The sequence below is a fragment of the Streptomyces sp. NPDC048483 genome, assembly GCF_040651455.1.
In the GTDB taxonomy this organism is placed as follows: Bacteria; Actinomycetota; Actinomycetes; order Streptomycetales; family Streptomycetaceae; genus Streptomyces.
In genome coordinates, this window is sequence record NZ_JBEZJZ010000033.1 from 29,092 (window position 1) to 45,419 (window position 16,328).

11 protein-coding genes are annotated in these 16,328 nt (G+C 71.3%); 1 reads left to right on the plus strand and 10 read right to left on the minus strand.

Going from position 1 to position 16,328, the window contains the following annotated elements:
• Positions 1–51: 51 nt before the first annotated feature.
• From AB0D04_RS19030 to AB0D04_RS19065, 8 genes are all read right to left on the minus strand, one after another.
• A complete protein-coding gene (locus tag AB0D04_RS19030; protein WP_362704382.1) occupies positions 52–2,613 on the minus strand; it encodes an ABC transporter permease in 2,562 nt (853 codons plus the stop codon).
• A gap of 99 nt (positions 2,614–2,712) precedes the next feature.
• Positions 2,713–3,426, minus strand: a complete 714-nt coding sequence (locus AB0D04_RS19035; RefSeq protein WP_362704464.1) for an ABC transporter ATP-binding protein — start codon at positions 3,424–3,426, stop codon at positions 2,713–2,715.
• A 348-nt stretch (positions 3,427–3,774) separates the two neighbouring features.
• Positions 3,775–4,485, minus strand: coding sequence for a helix-turn-helix transcriptional regulator (locus AB0D04_RS19040; protein WP_362704384.1), 711 nt, complete (start codon positions 4,483–4,485; stop codon positions 3,775–3,777).
• Positions 4,486–4,577: 92 nt separating this feature from the next.
• Complete coding sequence (locus AB0D04_RS19045) at positions 4,578–5,456, minus strand: carbohydrate ABC transporter permease (protein WP_362704386.1); 879 nt, start codon at positions 5,454–5,456, stop codon at positions 4,578–4,580.
• Positions 5,456–6,343 carry a sugar ABC transporter permease gene (locus AB0D04_RS19050; protein ID WP_362704388.1) on the minus strand — a complete coding sequence of 296 codons (888 nt, stop codon included), beginning with the start codon at positions 6,341–6,343 and terminating at the stop codon, positions 5,456–5,458. The genes AB0D04_RS19045 and AB0D04_RS19050 overlap by 1 nt, the downstream gene beginning before the upstream one ends.
• Positions 6,340–7,704 carry an extracellular solute-binding protein gene (locus AB0D04_RS19055; RefSeq protein WP_362704390.1) on the minus strand — a complete coding sequence of 455 codons (1,365 nt, stop codon included), beginning with the start codon at positions 7,702–7,704 and terminating at the stop codon, positions 6,340–6,342. The genes AB0D04_RS19050 and AB0D04_RS19055 overlap by 4 nt, the downstream gene beginning before the upstream one ends.
• Before the next feature lie 70 nt (positions 7,705–7,774).
• Entirely contained in the window at positions 7,775–8,455 is a 681-nt protein-coding gene (locus AB0D04_RS19060) for a response regulator (RefSeq protein WP_362704392.1), read from the minus strand.
• Positions 8,452–10,227, minus strand: a complete 1,776-nt coding sequence (locus AB0D04_RS19065; RefSeq protein ID WP_362704394.1) for a sensor histidine kinase — start codon at positions 10,225–10,227, stop codon at positions 8,452–8,454. Before AB0D04_RS19065 ends, AB0D04_RS19060 begins: the two co-directional genes overlap by 4 nt.
• A 166-nt stretch (positions 10,228–10,393) precedes the next feature.
• On the opposite strand from AB0D04_RS19065, the gene AB0D04_RS19070 reads away from it, so the two are divergent.
• A complete protein-coding gene (locus AB0D04_RS19070) occupies positions 10,394–11,797 on the plus strand; it encodes a cation:dicarboxylase symporter family transporter (RefSeq protein ID WP_362704396.1) in 1,404 nt (467 codons plus the stop codon).
• Between the two features lie 497 nt (positions 11,798–12,294).
• Here the strand turns inward: AB0D04_RS19070 and glgB are convergent, their stop codons facing one another.
• On the minus strand, positions 12,295–14,607 hold the full coding sequence (gene glgB / locus AB0D04_RS19075; RefSeq protein WP_362704398.1) for a 1,4-alpha-glucan branching enzyme: 2,313 nt from the start codon (positions 14,605–14,607) through the stop codon (positions 12,295–12,297).
• A gap of 142 nt (positions 14,608–14,749) precedes the next feature.
• A complete protein-coding gene (locus AB0D04_RS19080) occupies positions 14,750–16,192 on the minus strand; it encodes a maltokinase (protein WP_362704400.1) in 1,443 nt (480 codons plus the stop codon).
• Between the last annotated feature and the right edge of the window lie 136 nt (positions 16,193–16,328).

Here is a 16,328-nt window from a genome sequence, read left to right on the forward strand (position 1 = left end):
GCCGGTGGGCGCGCCGCCTTCTGGTGCGTTACGGGCCGGTGCCCTACGGGCCTACTGCGCGCCGATGGCCTCCAGCATGTTCAGCCGGGCGGCCCGGCGGGCCGGCCACAGCGCGGCCAGCACCCCCACGACCAGCGCGATCAGCAGGAACAGGCCGAGCCGGCCCCAGGGCAGCACCATCTCGTACGTGGGGAACGACGACCCGACCAGGCTGCCGCCGGCCCAGGCCAGGAAGATCCCCACGCCGATGCCGAGGACCGCGCCGAACAGCGAGATGACCACCGACTCCAGCCGCACCATCTGCTTGATGCCGCTGCGCGCCAGCCCGATCGCGCGCAGCATCCCGATCTCCCGGGTCCGCTCGAACACCGACATCGCCAGGGTGTTGACGACGCCGACCACCGCGATGATCACGGCCATGCCCAGCAGGCCGTAGACCATGTTCAGAATGGTGTCGATCTGCCCGGCGTTCTCCTTGCGCATGTCGTCGTGGTTCTGGATCTTCAGCAGCGGGCTGTCGCCGAGCGCGTGCCGGATCTCTTTGACCAGCTCAGGGGAGCCGCCGCCGGTGGTCTTGACCAGCAGCTCGTCGTACTTGGCCCGGTCCGCGTGCGGGCCGAGCAGGGACATGTCGGCGAAGCCGTCGCCGAGCGTCTCGTTGTCCGCGTAGACCGCGGCGATCTTCAGTTTCGCCTTCTTCTTGTCGTTGAACTCGGCATTCACCACATCACCGGCCTGCCAGCCGTGCTGCTTGGCCCAGGTCTGCGAGATCGCCATCCCGCCGGCCCGGACCGCGTCCAGCGAGCCCTGTTTGAAGGAGATCCGGGTGACCTTGTCGATCTGAGAGAGGTCGGTGCCGCGCAGATAGCCGAAGCCGCCGTCGCTGCTGATGCCCGTCCCCTGGAAGGCGGCCATCGCCTCGACTCCGGGGAGCTTGGCCACCTTCTTGGACAGCTCGGGGTCCAGCCCGACATACGTCGCGGTCTCGATCTTGTAGTCGGCCGTCAGATCGCTGGCCGCCATCTTGTCCATGCCGCGCTGCGCGGAGTTCCCGACGACCGTCATCCCGGTGATCAGGGTGAGGCCGATCATCAGCGCGGACGCGGTGGCGGCCGTACGGCGCGGATTGCGCAGCGCGTTCTCCTTGGCCAGCTTGCCGCCGATGCCGAACAGCCGGGTGGTGACCAGCCCGGCCAGCGACACCAGCGGCCGGGACAGCAGCGGCGCCAGGATGATCACGCCGATGAGCGTGAGCATCGAGCCCGCCATGGCGAGCGGCAGATCGTCGCTGGAATCCAGGGTGGAGACCCAGAGCATGACCGCGACGCCCAGGCCGGTGATCACCGCGCCGAGGGAGTTGCGCACGACCAGGCTGCGCGGCGCGGGCGGCGCCTCGACGGTGCTCAGCGCCTCGACCGGAGCGATCTTCGCGGCCTTGCGGGACGGCAGCCAGGCGGCCAGTACGGTCACCACGACACCGACGGCGAGCGCGGCCAGCACCGTGGGCGGCGTGATGATGACCGGCCCGTCCGGGAAGCCTGCGCCATTGGCGTCGAGCACCGCCCGCAGCCCCACCGCGATCCCGAGGCCGAGCGCGAAGCCGACGACCGAGGAGATCAGCCCGAGCAGCCCCGCCTCGGCGAGCACCGAGCGCACGACCTGCCGGCGCGAGGCGCCCACCGCGCGCAGCAGCGCGATCTCACGGCTGCGCTGGGAAATCAGCATGGTGAAGGTGTTGGCGATGATGAACACCCCGACGAACAGGGCGATCCCGGCGAAGGTCAGCAGGGTCTTGCTCAGCGCGCTGTTCTGCTGGGCGATCATCTTGGCCTGCTGGGCGGCGAGTTCACTGCCGCTGGTCGCCTCGGCGCGGTCCTTGGGCAGCAGCTCGCGGACCTTCGCGGTCAGCGCCCGCTGGTCGGTGCCGGGCGTGGCCGCCACCACCAGCTCGTCGAACTGCCCCGGATGCAGAAAGAGCTGCTGCGCGGTGGCGGTGTCGAACAGCGCCAGACTGCCGCCCGCGGTCACCTGCGGGTCGTCCGTCGCGACGAGCCCGACCAGCTTCTTCGTCAGCACCGGCCCGTCGGTCGCGAACCGGACGGTGTCGCCGATGCGGTACCCGGCGGCCTTGGCCGTGCTCTCGGCCAGCGCCATTTCCTTCCCGTTGGCCGGACCGCGCCCCGCCGCCAGCGGATAGCGGCTGTCCTTGCCGTCCTTGCCCGGCTGGTAGTTGACCGCGCGGTTCTGCCAGCCGTTCCCGACCGGCTGGTCGTCCTTGCCCGCGAGGGTCGCCTCGCCGGTGACATCGGACCGTACGGAGGCCACCCCGGGCAGCGCCCGGATCCGGTCCGCCAGCTTGTTGTCGAGGGCGGTGGCCCGCTTGCCGTCCTTGTCCGCGCCGGCGGCGTCGGGCGCTTCGGGGTCGCTGGTCGCCTGGACGGAGACGGCGACATCCTTGAGGTTCTTGGCGGAGGCGTTCTTGACCGCCTCGCCGACGGTGTCGCTGAAGATCAGGGTGCCGGCGACAAAGGCGACGCCGAGCAGGACCGCGAGCGCGGTCATCATCAATCGGGCTTTGTGCGCAAGGACGTTGCGCAGGGCGGTTCGCAGCATGGTGGTGGTGTCAGTCCTGGAGTCGTGGAGTCCGGGTGCGCGGAGGCGGAGGCGGGAGCCGGGGTCGGCGGGTGCGGTACGGGGCGGGGCGCGCCCGCGTCAGCTCGTACGGCCCTTGGAGTCGAACAGCCGCATGCGGTCCAGGACGGCGTCGGCGGTCGGCTCGTGCAGCTCCTCGACGATCCGGCCGTCGGCGAGGAAGACCACCCGGTCCGCATAGCCCGCGGCGACCGGGTCATGGGTGACCATCACCACGGTCTGCTGCATCGCCTGGACCGACTCGCGCAGAAAGCCCAGTACCTCGGCGCCGGACCGGGAGTCGAGATTGCCGGTCGGCTCGTCCGCGAAGATGATCTCCGGTTGGGCGGCCAGCGCCCGCGCGACCGCTACCCGCTGCTGCTGGCCGCCCGAGAGCTGCGCCGGCCGGTGCGACAGCCGTCCGGACAGGCCCACCGTGTCGATGACGGTGTCCAGCCACTGGCGGTCGGGCCGGCGGCCCGCGATGTCCATCGGCAGCGTGATGTTCTCCAGTGCGGTCAGGGTCGGCAGCAGATTGAACGCCTGGAAGATGAAGCCGATCTTGTCGCGGCGCAGCCGGGTCAACTGCCGGTCGTTCAGCGACGCCAGCTCGGTGTCGCCGATCCGGGCGGAGCCGGCGGAGATGCCGTCCAGCCCCGCCATGCAGTGCATCAGCGTGGACTTGCCGGAGCCGGACGGGCCCATGATCGCGGTGAACCGGGCCTTGCCGAACTCGACGGAGACGGAGTCCAGCGCGACCACGCGCGTCTCGCCCTCGCCGTAGAGCTTGCTCAGGTCCGTGGCGCGGGCGGCGACGGTGGAGGTGGGGGAAGCAAGGGAACCGGGGGAACCGGGGGAACCGGGGGAACCGGGGGAACCGGGAAAAACAGCGGCCGCGTGGGACACGGGGACTCCTGAACGGTGACGGTCGAATCGATGTCCCTATTCTCGAATCCGCAGGTCAGCCCGGTCGTCAGTCCGAGGGACCCAATGCCGGACCGGCCGCAGGTGCGACGCCGGCCCCGTGCGTCCTACCGTGGGGGGACCCGCGTCTGACCTTCGGCCGATACGCCGCGGCGCAGAATCTCAGGGTCCGTCTCAGGGTCGGCATCGCGGTCGGCCCCGGCGCCGGTCCCGGCGTCCTCAGGACCGCCGCCCCTCGATCCGCTCCCAGAACGCCGCCAGGATCCCGTCGAGGAACGCCCGCCCCGCCTTGCCGGATTCCTCGGAACCGGCCCCGTCGCCCCAGCTGAGCGTGCCGGTGATGCTCGCCTGATAGTCGTCCTGCAGCTCCCGCAGCACGGTCTGGATCCGCTCCTTGGGAAGCGGTACGAGCTTGCCGACCGGCCGCACATAGGCCTGCCAGCGCGTGGTGACGGCGCTGGTCAGCATCTCGGTGAGCTTGGCGTCCTGCCCGGTGAACCGGATCAGCGCGGGCAGCGGCAGCTCCAGCGCCTCGCCGAGCGCCGCGGCCTGGCGCTCGTTGCCGGTCCACTTCCCGCCGTCCTCCAGCTGCTCGTACGCCTGCTGGTCCATGCCGATCCGCAGCGCCAGATCGGCCGCCGCCAGCCCGACCGCCAGCCGGTACTCCCGCAGAGTGCCGGGCGCCCCGAGCAGCTCCCCGGGCGCGCACCACAGCGCACCCGCCAGTGCGGTCAGCTCGGTTTCCGTGGGGGCGCTGTCACCCCGCTCCCAGGAGGCCACCATGGCGGGCGAGATCCGCAGGCCGTAGGCGGCCGCCATCCCGTACGCCACATGGGCGGGGGTCATACCGAGGGCCTCGCGGCACCGGCGGGCGGCCTCGGCGTTGAATGGGGGCCTGCGGGGCTCCCCGACGTGCGTGTTCACTGGCACACGGTAAGTGACGTGGCGCTTTCCCACCTATTGGGCATATGAACAAGTTGTTAACTCGTAGCTTCCTACGGGTGACGGATCGCAGCTGTCCGCTACCCCTTCACTGCCCCGCCCAGCGTGAACCCGCCGCCCAGTCGCCGCGCGATCAGCACATAGAGCAGGATCACCGGCGTCGAGTAAAGGATCGAGAACGCGGCCAGTTCCCCGAAGGCCACGCTGCCCTCGTTGCCGAAGAAAGTGAAGACGCTGACGGAGGCGGGCAGCTGTTCGGGGGAGAGCAGCAGCATGAAGGGGACGAAGAAATTGCCCCACATCATGATGAAGGTGTAGATCGACACGACGGTGAAGCCGGGGCCCATCAGCGGCAGGATGATCCGCAGCAGGGTCTGCGACCAGGAGGCGCCGTCCGTCCAGGCCGCCTCCTCCAGGGCCCTCGGGACGCCGTCCATGAAGTTCTTCATCAGCCAGATGGCGAACGGGAGCTGGGCGGCAGCCAGGAACAGCGCCGTGCCGTACCTGGTGTCGATCAGGTTGACCTGCACGAACAGGGCGTAGACCGGGACCATCACCGCGGTGATCGGCAGACATGTCGAGAACAGGACGGTCAGCAGGTACGGGCGGCTGAAGCGGGCGCGGAACCGGGAGAGCGGGTAGGCGGCCAGCGCCGCGCAGACGACCGTGATCAGGGTGGCGCCGCCGCACAGCAGCAGGCTGTTGAGCATCGGCGTGAAGGTGATCTCGTCGTTCATGACCGCCGAGAAGTTGTGCAGGGTGGGCGACTCCGGCAGCCGGACGCGCAGGGTGGCCTCGGTGTTCAGCGACGACAGCACCAGCCAGACCAGCGGCACCGCGAAGGCCGCCGCGACGACCAGCAGGGCCGCGTCGGCGGCAAGGCGGCGGCCGGTCGGGCGGGTGAGCAGCGGCCGGCGGGTGGCCGGCGGTCGGCGCTTCGGGGCCGGGCGGCCGTCCATCAGACCTCCTCGCGCATCAGGCGCAGATACACGGCCGAGAACAGCGCGCCCACCAGGAGCAGCAGCAGCGCCACCGCGGTGCCGTAGCCGATCAGGGACTTCAGGAATGCCTGGTCGTACATGAACACGGGGAGGGTCTGGCTGCGGTTGCCGGGCCCGCCGCGGGTCATCGCCCAGATCAGGCCGAAGACGGAGAGCGTCTGGAGGGTGTTGAGCATCAGGTTGGTGCCGATGGAGCGGCGGATCATCGGCAGCGTGATGTGCCACAGCCGCCGCGGCCCGCCCGCGCCGTCCACCTGGGCGGACTCGGTGACCTCCCGGGGGATCCCGTCGAGCGCCGCGGAGTAGATGAGCATCGAGAAAGCGGTGCCGCGCCAGACGTTGGCGAACGACACCGCCAGGATGGGAAGCGTGAACAGCCAGTTCTGGGTGGGCAGATGGAGCCACTCCAGCAGGGCGTTGAGCGTGCCGCGGCGCTCGAAGAAGGTATAGAGGAGGAAGCCGGCGACGATCTCCGGGATCACCCAGGCGGTGATCACGATCGCGCCGGTCAGGGACCGCAGCGGCCGCGAGGCGCGCCGCATCAGCCCGGCCAGCGCCAGCCCCAGGGTGTTCTGTCCGAGCACCGACGAGAGCACGGTGAACACCAGCGTCAGGACGACCGCGTTGAGGAAATTGCGGTCGCCGAAGGCGCGGCGGAAGTTGGCCAGGCCGACGAAGGATGCCGACTCCTGGCCGGTCAGCTGGGTGTTGGTGAAGGCGATGTAGACGCAGTAGCCGATCGGGCCGGCGAGGAAGAGCAGCAGGAGGACGGTGGCGGGGGCGAGGGGGGACCAGCGCAGCACGGCCGTACGGACCGCCGGGCGCGCGGACTTGTCGCCGCTCATGGCTTGGCGACGGTCCGGCCGTCCACGAGGGATGCCAGCTGCTCGTCGTAGTCCTTGGCCGCCCGGCCGGGCGTGGCGGTGCCGGCGGTGACGGCCTCCATTGCCTCACCGATGGCCGCGGAGACCTTGGGGTAGGCGGGCAGGGCGGGCCGGTAGCGGCTGATCTTGACCAGGCCGGTGAAGAATCCGATGCGGGGGACGGACTTCAGATAGCGCGGGTCGGCGGCGACGTCCTTGCGGACCGCGATCTGTGCGCCCCGCACACACCACTCCAGGGCGTTCTTCCTCGTCTGGAAAGTTTTGATCAACTTCCAGGCCAGGCCGGGCTGTTGGGACCTCTGCGGTACGGACCAGACCCAGCCGCCGGCCAGGCTGACCTTGCCGGGCGGGGCGCCGTGCTGGGTGGGGAACGGTGCCTGCCCGAGCGTGGCCGGCCACTCGGGCCAGGGGTTGCCGCCGCCCGTCTTCTGCCACTGCTGGCCGAGCCACGAGCCGTCCAGGTCGATCGCGAGCTTCCCTTCGGGCAGCAGTTCGGCGGCCACATTTGTCTGGATGTTGGGGCTGAGGGCGTCGGAGACGTCGGGCCCGAGCTTTTCCCGGTAGACGGTGTCGAGGAATTCCAGGCTGTCCTTGAAGCCCTTGCTGCCGGTGACCCATTTCTTGGTACCGGGGTCGTAGAGCTGATCCTTGCCGGTGCCGTACAGCAGCATTTCGAAGCCCTGCATCACGGCGGCCTCGCCCGCGCCCTTGCCGGTGAAGACATTGAGGGGGACGACGCCGGGGACCTTGTCCTTGACGGTGCGGGCCGCCTCCAGCACCTCGTCCCAGTTCTTCGGCCGCCAGTCGGCCGGCAGCCCCGCCTTCTTGAAGATCTTCTTGTTGAACCACAGCCCACGGGTGTCCGTGCCGTCCGGGACGCCGTACGTCCTGCCGTCCTGCGCCTTCGCCGCGGTCTTCGCGCTCGGCTCGAACTGCGCCCAGTCGTGCCAGGTGGCCAGATACGGGTCAAGGGGGCGCAACAGCCCGGCCTTGATGTCGGAGTTGACCAGGAACGTGTCCTCGTAGACCAGATCCGGTGCGGTCTTCGGGGAGCGCATCATCTGCTGGATCTTGGTGTAGTAGTCGTTCTCCGACGCCTGGATCGGGATGAGCTTGACCTTCTTGCCGGGGTTGGCCTTCTCGAACTCCCGGGCCACCAGCTCGATGTACTGGTCGCGGACCAGGACCTTGCCGTTGGTGTCCTTGATGAAGGCGACCTTGACGGTGTTCCGGTCGCTCCCGGACCCGCTGCCGCAGGCGGTGAGCGAGCCGGCGGCCAGGATGGCGGCGGTGAGCAGAATCAGCGGGGCGGTGGGGCGCACGGCACGACCTCCAACTAGCCACTAACCACGGTGGGTTGCCCGCCGAAAGTAGGTCACCGCTCACAGTCGGTCAATGGCCCGACCAGCGATAGCGCAATTCCGGGCGGCCCACCTGGCCGTACTGCGGGGCGCGCGCGGCCCGGCCGCTCTCGACGAGATGTTCCAGATAGCGGCGGGCGGTGATCCGGGAGATCCCGACACCGGCGGCCGCCTCCGCCGCGGTCAGCCCGCCCTCCGCGGCCCGCAGCGCATCGGTCACCGCGCGCAGGGTGGCGGCGGTCAGCCCCTTGGGCAGCGCGGCCGGCCGCGGCGCGCGCAGCGCGGCGATCGCCCGGTCCACCTCGTCCTGGCTGCCGGCCTCGCCCGCGGTGGCGCGGAACGCGGCGTAACGGGTGAGCCGGTCGCGCAGGGTGGCGAAGGTGAAGGGCTTCAGTACGTACTGCACCACGCCGAGCGAGACGCCCTCGCGCACCATCGTCAGGTCACGGGCCGAGGTGACGGCGATGATGTCCGCGGTGTGCCCGGCCGCGCGCAGCGCCCGTACGAGCTGCAGCCCGTGGCCGTCGGGGAGGTAGAGGTCGAGCAGCAGCAGGTCGACGCCGTGCTGGTCGAGGTGGCGGCGGGCATCGCCCATGGAGTGCACGGTGCCGGAGACGGTGAAGCCGGGCACCCGCCCGACGTACAGGGCGTGGGCGTCGGCGGCGACCGGATCGTCCTCGACGACCAGGACCCGGATGTCGGGGGTGCTCACCGGGCACCTCCTCTCGTCGCGTCCCCGCCGGTGGCGTCCCCGCCGGTCGCGTCCCCGCCGGTGGCGCGTGCGCCGGGCCGGTGCAGCGGCAGCCGTACGGTGAACCGTGCGCCGCCCTCCGGCGCCCGGTCGAGGGTGATGCTGCCGCGGTTGCGGCGTACGGCCTGCTGCACCAGGGCGAGGCCCAGGCCGTGGCCCTGCCCGGCCTTGGTGGACCAGCCGCGCCGGAAGATCTCCTCCGTGGTGCCCGCGGCCACCCCGGGCCCGTTGTCCGCGACGCACAGCAGCAGTTCGCCGTCCGTCGCCCGCGCGGTGACCCGTACGGCCGGGCGCCCCGCGGCGCGGTGGGCGGGGGCAGGGGCCGTTGGTGGTCCCGCCCGGCAGGCGGTCTCCGAACAGACGACTACCGCCGCTCGGGGCGGGGCGGCGGCGTCGATGGCGTTGTCGATCAGGTTGCCCAGCACCGTCACCAGGTCGCGGGCGGGCAGGCCGGGCGGCAGCAGCCCGTCGTCGATCCGGCTGTCGGGGGTCAGGGTCAGCTCGACGCCGTGCTCGTTGGCCTGCGCCGCCTTGCCGAGCAGCAGCGCGGCCAGCACCGGCTCGGCGACCGCGCCGACGACCTGGTCGGTCAACGCCTGGGCCAGCTCCAGCTCGCCGGTCGCGAAGTCCACCGCCTCCTCGGCCCGGCCCAGTTCGATCAGCGAGACGACGGTGTGCAGCCGGTTGGCGGCCTCGTGCGCCTGCGAGCGCAGCGCCTCGGCGAAGCCCCGTACGGAGTCCAACTCACCGGAAAGCGCCTGGAGTTCGGTGTGGTCGCGCAGGGTCACGACACTGCCGCGCCGCTCGCCGCCGGAGACCGGCGAGGAGTTGACGACCAGGACCCGCTCGGCGGTCAGATGCAGCTCGTCGACCCGCGGGCCGGGCGCGAGCAGCGCCTCGGTCAGCGGCCGCGGCAGCCCCAGCTCCGTGACGAGCCGGCCCACCGCGCCCTCCGACAGCCCCAGCAGCTCCTGCCCGCCGTCATTGATCAGGGCCACCCTGCGCTGCCCGTCGAGCATCAGCAGCCCCTCGCGTACGGCGTGCAGCGCGGCCTGGTGGTAGTCGTGCATCCGGCCCAGCTCGGCGGCGTTCATCCCGTGGGTGTGCCGCCGCAGCCGGGCGTTGATCACATACGTCCCGAGCCCGCCGAGCGCCAGGGCGCCCGCCGCGACCCCGATCACCGCCAGCACCTGGTCCCGCAGCTGCGCGCTGATCGTCTCGACCGTGATACCGGCGCTGACCAGCGCCGTGATCCGCCCGCCGCGCCGGGGATCGTGCACCGGCGCGACGACCCGTACGGACGGGCCGAGCACTCCCAGATGCGTCTCGGGGACGATCCGGCCGCGCAGCGCGGGCCCGATGTGCCCCAGGTACTTCCCGCCGATCGCGGACGGTTCCGGATGCGTCCAGCGCGTCTTGTCCGGCGCCATCACGACCACGAAGTCGACGCCCGCATCGCGCCGCAGCCGCTCGGCGTACGGCTGGAGCGCGGCCGTCGGGTCCTTCGTACGGGCCGCCGCCACCACCGCCGGGGAATCGGCGACGGCGGTGGCCACCGCCGTCGTCTGCCGCCGCGCGGTCTCCTCCGACTGCCGCTGCGCGCTCAGATACGCAAACAGCGCGCAGCCCGCCACCACCGCCGCCACCAGCACCACCTGCATGGCGAACAGCTGCCCGGCCAGACTGCGCGGGCCGCGCAGCCGCCGGGGCGGCCGGGGACGGGGAAGTTGCATACACAACAGTCTGCACGCTCATCCCGGTAACCGTCTGTGCGGTCACTTTTGCGCGAACGAAATGCACGTAAGGGTGACGGGCGCCACAACGGCGTGCATAGTCGCGGGGACTTGTTGTGCACCAGAGCCGCAGATCAGCGCACAGCCGTAACCCGAGGAGGCAGCCGTGGCTGCACAGACCCCGCCGTCCGGGGGCATCACCAAGGAGTCCGCGCGCAAGAAGCGGGACCGGACCCACTTTCTCTACCTTGCAGTGATCGGCGCGGTGCTGCTCGGCATCATCGTGGGCTTCGCCGCACCCGGCGTCGCCGTCGAGCTCAAGCCGCTCGGCACCGGGTTCGTCAACCTCATCAAGATGATGATCTCGCCGGTCATCTTCTGCACCATCGTGCTGGGCATCGGCTCGGTCCGTAAGGCCGCCAAGGTCGGCGCGGTCGGCGGGCTGGCACTCGGCTACTTCATGGTGATGTCGACGGTCGCGCTGGCCATCGGCCTGGTCGTCGGCAACATCCTGGAGCCCGGCTCCGGGCTCCATCTGACCGAGTCGGTCCGGCATGCCGGCCAGGCGCAGACCGAGGGCGGCGGCGAGTCCACGGCGGACTTCCTCCTCGGCATCATTCCGACCACCCTGGTCTCCGCCTTCACTCAGGAGAAGGTGCTGCAGACCCTGCTGGTGGCCCTGCTCGCCGGCTTCGCCCTGCAGGCGATGGGCTCGGCGGGCGAGCCGGTGCTGCGCGGCATCGGGCACCTCCAGAAGCTGGTCTTCCGGATACTGGCCATGGTCATGTGGGCGGCGCCGGTGGGTGCCTTCGGTGCCATCGCGGCGGTGGTCGGCGAGACCGGTCTGGACGCGCTGAAGTCCCTCGCGGTCATCATGATCGGCTTCTATGTCACCTGTCTGCTGTTTGTGATCGTGGTGCTCGGTACGCTGCTCCGCCTTGTCGCCCGGGTGAACATCTTCGCCCTGCTGAAGTACCTGGGCCGGGAGTTCCTGCTGATCCTGTCGACCTCCTCCTCCGAGTCGGCGCTGCCGCGGCTGATCGCGAAGATGGAGCATCTGGGCGTCAGCAAGCCGGTGGTCGGCATCACGGTCCCGACGGGCTACTCCTTCAACCTCGACGGCACCGCGATCTATCTGACGATGGCCTCGCTCTTCGTCGCCGAGGCGATGGACAAGCCGCTCGGCCTCGGCGAGCAGATCTCCCTCCTGGTCTTCATGATCATCGCGTCCAAGGGGGCGGCCGGGGTCACCGGCGCGGGCATGGCGACGCTGGCGGGCGGACTCCAGTCGCACCGCCCCGAACTGGTCGACGGCGTCGGCCTGATCGTCGGCATCGACCGCTTCATGAGTGAGGCGCGGGCGCTGACCAACTTCGCGGGCAACGCGGTGGCCACGGTCCTGGTCGGCACCTGGACCAAGGAGATCGACAAGGCCCGGGTGTCCGAGGTACTGGCCGGCCGGGTGCCGTTCGACGAGCCGGCGGCCGGGGCCGGCCCGGCCGCCGGTGGGGTGGTCCCACCGCGCGACGGCGGGGCGACGGATCCGCGGGAGCCGTCCGCCACGGTCTGAGTCGGGGCCCACGTTTTCGGCCGTCCTGCCGTGGGGGTTTGTCGCCGTTGCCGGTCCGCTGCGCTTTGCCTGGGCCGACGTCCGGCTTTCCCGCCGTGGCGCCTGCGGCGGGCGGTGCCGCTTGCGCGGGGCTGTTCGGCTGCGGGACCGGGCCTCCGGACTCCGTCCTGCGGCCCGGCCCCTCCCCGTTGTGGGTGGGGAAGACCGGTGGGGGTGTGCGTACGTGGTCGGGTGCTGTCCGTGGACCCAGTCATGGGGCACTGGAGGGACCACGCCCGCCCCCACCGGCCTCTCACCACCCACCCACGGGAGGGGCCGGACCGTAGCGGCGAAGCCGTGTAGGGCCGTCACCGCACCCGACAAACCCACGCCCGCCGCAGGCGCAACGGCGAGAAACCACCGCGGCGCCGCAGAAAACAACGTGGGGCCCCGGCAAAGCGCAGCGGACCGGCAACGGCGACCAGCCCCCACGGCGGGAAAGCCGACAACGTGGGGAGCTAGAAGACCGGCTGGAACCACACCGTGGCAAGCGGCGGCAGCACGGCCGCAAGCGAGGCGTCCCGGCTGTTCCACGGCGTGGGCTCGGACTTGAGGGGCTCCGGGTTGGTGACCCCGCTGCCGCCATAGCGGAGCGCATCCGTGTTGAGGGCCTCGCGCCAGGCGGGGACCTCGCAGGGCACACCGAGGCGGTAGGCGTGCCGGACGACGGGGGAGAAGTTGCTGACCGCGATCAGGGGGGTGCCGTCGGCGGCGTAGCGGAGGAAGGAGAAGACATTGTCCTCGCCGGCGTCGCCGTCGATCCAGGAGAACCCGGCCGGGTCCGTGTCGCGTTCCCACAGCGCGGGCGCGTCCGTATAGCCGCGGTTCAGATCGCGGACGAGATCGCGTACGCCCCGGTGGTCCGGCTCCGCCTCGTACGACGGATCCAGCAGCCACCAGTCCGGGCCATGGCTCTCCGCCCATTCGGCGCCCTGGGCGAACTCCTGGCCCATGAAGAGGAGTTGCTTGCCGGGGTGGGCCCACATGTAGCCGAGGTAGGCGCGGTGGGTGGCGCGCTGCTGCCACCAGTCGCCGGGCATCTTCGACACCAGTGAGCGTTTGCCGTGCACCACCTCGTCGTGGGAGATCGGCAGCACATAGTTCTCGGAGTAGGCGTAGATCATGGAGAAGGTCATCTCGCCGTGGTGGTACTTGCGGTGCACCGGCTCCTTGGACACGTACACGAGGGAGTCGTGCATCCAGCCCATGTTCCACTTCAGGCCGAAGCCCAGACCGCCGAAGCCGCCGGGCCCGACGTGGTGCGTGGCGCGGGTGACGCCGTCCCAGGCGGTGGACTCCTCGGCGATGGTGACGACGCCGGGGCAGCGGCGGTAGACCGTCGCGTTCATCTCCTGGAGGAAGGCGACCGCGTCGAGGTTCTCCCGGCCACCGTGGATGTTCGGGGTCCAGCCGCCGTCCTCGCGGGAGTAGTCGAGGTAGAGCATGGAGGCGACGGCATCCACCCGCAGGCCGTCGATATGGAACTCCTCGCACCAGTACACGGCGTTGGCGACCAGGAAGTTACGGACCTCGGTGCGGCCGTAGTCGAACTCCAGCGTGCCCCAGTCCGGGTGCGCGGCCCGTGCCGGATCCTGGGGCTCGTACAGCGGACGCCCGTCGAACTCCGCCAGCGCCCAGTCGTCGCGCGGGAAGTGCGCCGGTACCCAGTCCATCAGCACGCCGATACCGGCCCGGTGCAGCGCGTCGATGAGGTACTTGAAGTCGTCCGGGGTGCCCATCCGCGCGGTGGGCGCGTAGAAGCCGGTGACCTGGTAGCCCCAGGAGCCGCCGAAGGGGTGCTCGGAGACCGGCATGAACTCGACGTGGGTGAAGCCCAGGTCCTTGACGTAGGCGGGCAGTTGGACGGCGAGCTGGCGGTAGGTGAGGCCGGGGCGCCAGGAGGGGAGGTGGAGCTCGTAGACGGAGAACGGTGCCCGGTGCACGGGGCGCTCGCCGCGCCGTGCCATCCAGTCGGCGTCCTTCCAGCGGTAGTGCGACTCCTCCACGACCGAGGCATTGGCGGGCGGGCACTCGGTCCGCCGGGCCATGGGGTCGGCGCGTACGGTCTTCGAGCCGTCCGGCCGGGTGATCTCGAACTTGTAGAGCTCGCCCTCGCCGACGCCCGGCACGAACAGCTCCCAGACGCCCGACGACCCCAGCGACCGCATCGGATACCCGGTGCCGTCCCAGAAGTTGAGATTGCCGACGACCCGGACGCCCTGGGCGTTGGGCGCCCAGACGGTGAAGCGGGTGCCGGTCACGCCCTGGTGGTCCATGGTCCGTGCGCCGAGCGCCCGCCACAGCTGCTCGTGCCGGCCCTCGGCGAAGAGGTGCAGATCGAGTTCGCCGAGCGCGGGGAGGAAGCGGTACGGATCGCGCACGGTCACCGTGCCGTCGTCGTATTCGACCAGCAGATCGTAGTCCGGGATCTTGCGCAGCGGCAGCACCCCGGCGAACAGCCCGTCGCCCTCGGGGTGCAGGGCCGCGCGCAGCCCCTTCGCCACGACGGTGACGCTCCTGGCGTGCGGCCGCAGGACCCGGAAGAGCAGCCCGCCGCGCACCGGGTGTGCGCCGAGCAGCCCGTGCGGATCGTGATGGAAGCCGCCCAGCAGCCGTCCCCGGTCCTCCTCGCCGAGCGGGGCGGCGGCCCGTACGCCACGGCTCGGGGCCTTGGGTTTCGCTGCCCGGGCGGTCGCGGTCGCGGTCCGGGGCTCGGGCGGTCCGGGCGCGGGATCGGGGGTGGTACGGCGGGACGGCGGACGGGCGGTCACGTGAGTGCCTCCTCGGGGCGGTGCGGGGCATCGGCCGGAACTCGGGAATCGGGGGAGTGGAGGAATCGCAAGGGCGGGACGGGGACCACGGACGGGGACCACGGGGGTGCAGGCGTACGGGGGGGCACAGGAGACATGGAGGTCAGGCGCCCGCCGCCAGACGCCGGACGGCGGCCATCGGGACGCCCAGCCAGTCGGGCCGGTGCCGGGCCTCGTACAGCACCTCGTAGACGGCCTTGTCGGTCTCGTAGGCGCGCATCAGCTCGGGCGCCGAGCTCGGGTCGAGCCCGCCCGCCTCCGCATAGCCGAGGCAGTAGGCGTCGCGGGTGCGGCGCGCCCACTCCAGCGACCAGGGGTCGCCGCCGGCCGGGCCGCTGCGCGCCGCATAGTCGAAGGAGCGCAGCATCGCGGCGACATCGCGCAGCGCGGGCTGCGGCCGGCGCCGTTCGGCCAGCGGGCGGGCCGGTTCGCCCTCGAAGTCGATCAGCGACCAGCGGCCCTCGTCGGCGGAGCGCAGTGTCTGGCCCAGATGCAGATCGCCGTGGATGCGCTGGGCGGCCCAGCTGTGCCCGTCCCGGCCGACGGCGGCGAGCGCGTCGAACGCCTCCCGCAGCCGGGGCCGGTAGGGCTCCAGCAGGGGTACCGCGCGGGCGGTGGCCTCCAGCCGGGCGTTCATCCGGGCGGCGATCGCGGCCAGCTGCGGGCGGTGCAGTTCGGTGGTCGGCAGCGTCTGCGCGAGGGCGGTGTGCACCTCGGCGGTGGCATGGCCGAGCGCCCGTGCCGAGCCGGTGAAGTCGGCCCGTACGGCGAGCGCGTTGAGCGCCAGCTGCCAGCCGTCCGCGGAGCCCGGCAGATACGGCTGGAGGACGCCCAGCGTGGTCGCCTCGCCGCCCTCCTCGGCGGCCTCCGCCTCGAACCACGCCACGGGCGCGGGCACCCGCGCACACTTGGCGTCGGCGAGCGCGCGGGGCAGTTCCAGGTCCGGGTTGATGCCGGGCGCGATCCGCCGGAAGATTTTCAGGATGAACGAATCCCCGTACACGACCGAGGAGTTGGACTGTTCCACGGCGATCGGCCGGGCCGGCAGCCCGGAGGGCAGCTCCGTGCCCGGCTCGCGGCCGAAGCGCAGCGCGCCGATCCGGCCGGGCACCCGCAGCCGCTCCAGCAGCAGCCCGCACAACCGGTTGTCGAGCAGCGCGTCATAGACGCTGCGGCCGCGCAGCGGGCCTCCGGAGGGGCGGCCGATCGCGGCGGGCGCCAGCTGCGGCGGCAGCGCGGGGTGGACGCCCAGCAGGAGTTGATAGCAGTCGCCCGCGACGGTTGTCCGGTTCGGCGGCGACGACTGCTGGGCGCGCACGAGCAGCTGCAGTATTCCCGGTGTGGTGCCCTCGCCCGTGCACGGCAGCAGTTCGGTCGCCGAGACCAGGGAGAATCCGGTGATCAGCCGTCCCTTGCCGGCGAACCAGCGCTGGCGCGGCACCCATTCGGCGAGCAGGGGCACGAGCGAGGACAGCAGATCGGGTGCGGTGACGAGCGGACGGTCAGGGGTGTTTCGGATGGCACGGGTCGAGGCGGTGTCCGACATGGCGTCGCGTCCTTTCCCCGGGCACACGACAGATAGCGCAAAGTGTCCCGGAATGCGGCCTTGACTGTGCGGCGGCGCGGTGGGGGTACCCCCAGACGGAGTCGGGGGTGGCGCTGCATGCTGTGCGCGGCGGGCC

Coding starts and splice junctions, on each gene's coding strand:
- AB0D04_RS19030 (WP_362704382.1), bottom strand. CDS start 2,613: ATGCTGCGAACCGCCCTGCGCAACGTCCTTGCGCACAAAGCCCGATTG.
- AB0D04_RS19045 (WP_362704386.1), bottom strand. CDS start 5,456: ATGGACGGCCGCCCGGCCCCGAAGCGCCGACCGCCGGCCACCCGCCGG.
- AB0D04_RS19050 (WP_362704388.1), bottom strand. CDS start 6,343: ATGAGCGGCGACAAGTCCGCGCGCCCGGCGGTCCGTACGGCCGTGCTG.
- AB0D04_RS19065 (WP_362704394.1), bottom strand. CDS start 10,227: ATGCAACTTCCCCGTCCCCGGCCGCCCCGGCGGCTGCGCGGCCCGCGC.
- AB0D04_RS19080 (WP_362704400.1), bottom strand. CDS start 16,192: ATGTCGGACACCGCCTCGACCCGTGCCATCCGAAACACCCCTGACCGT.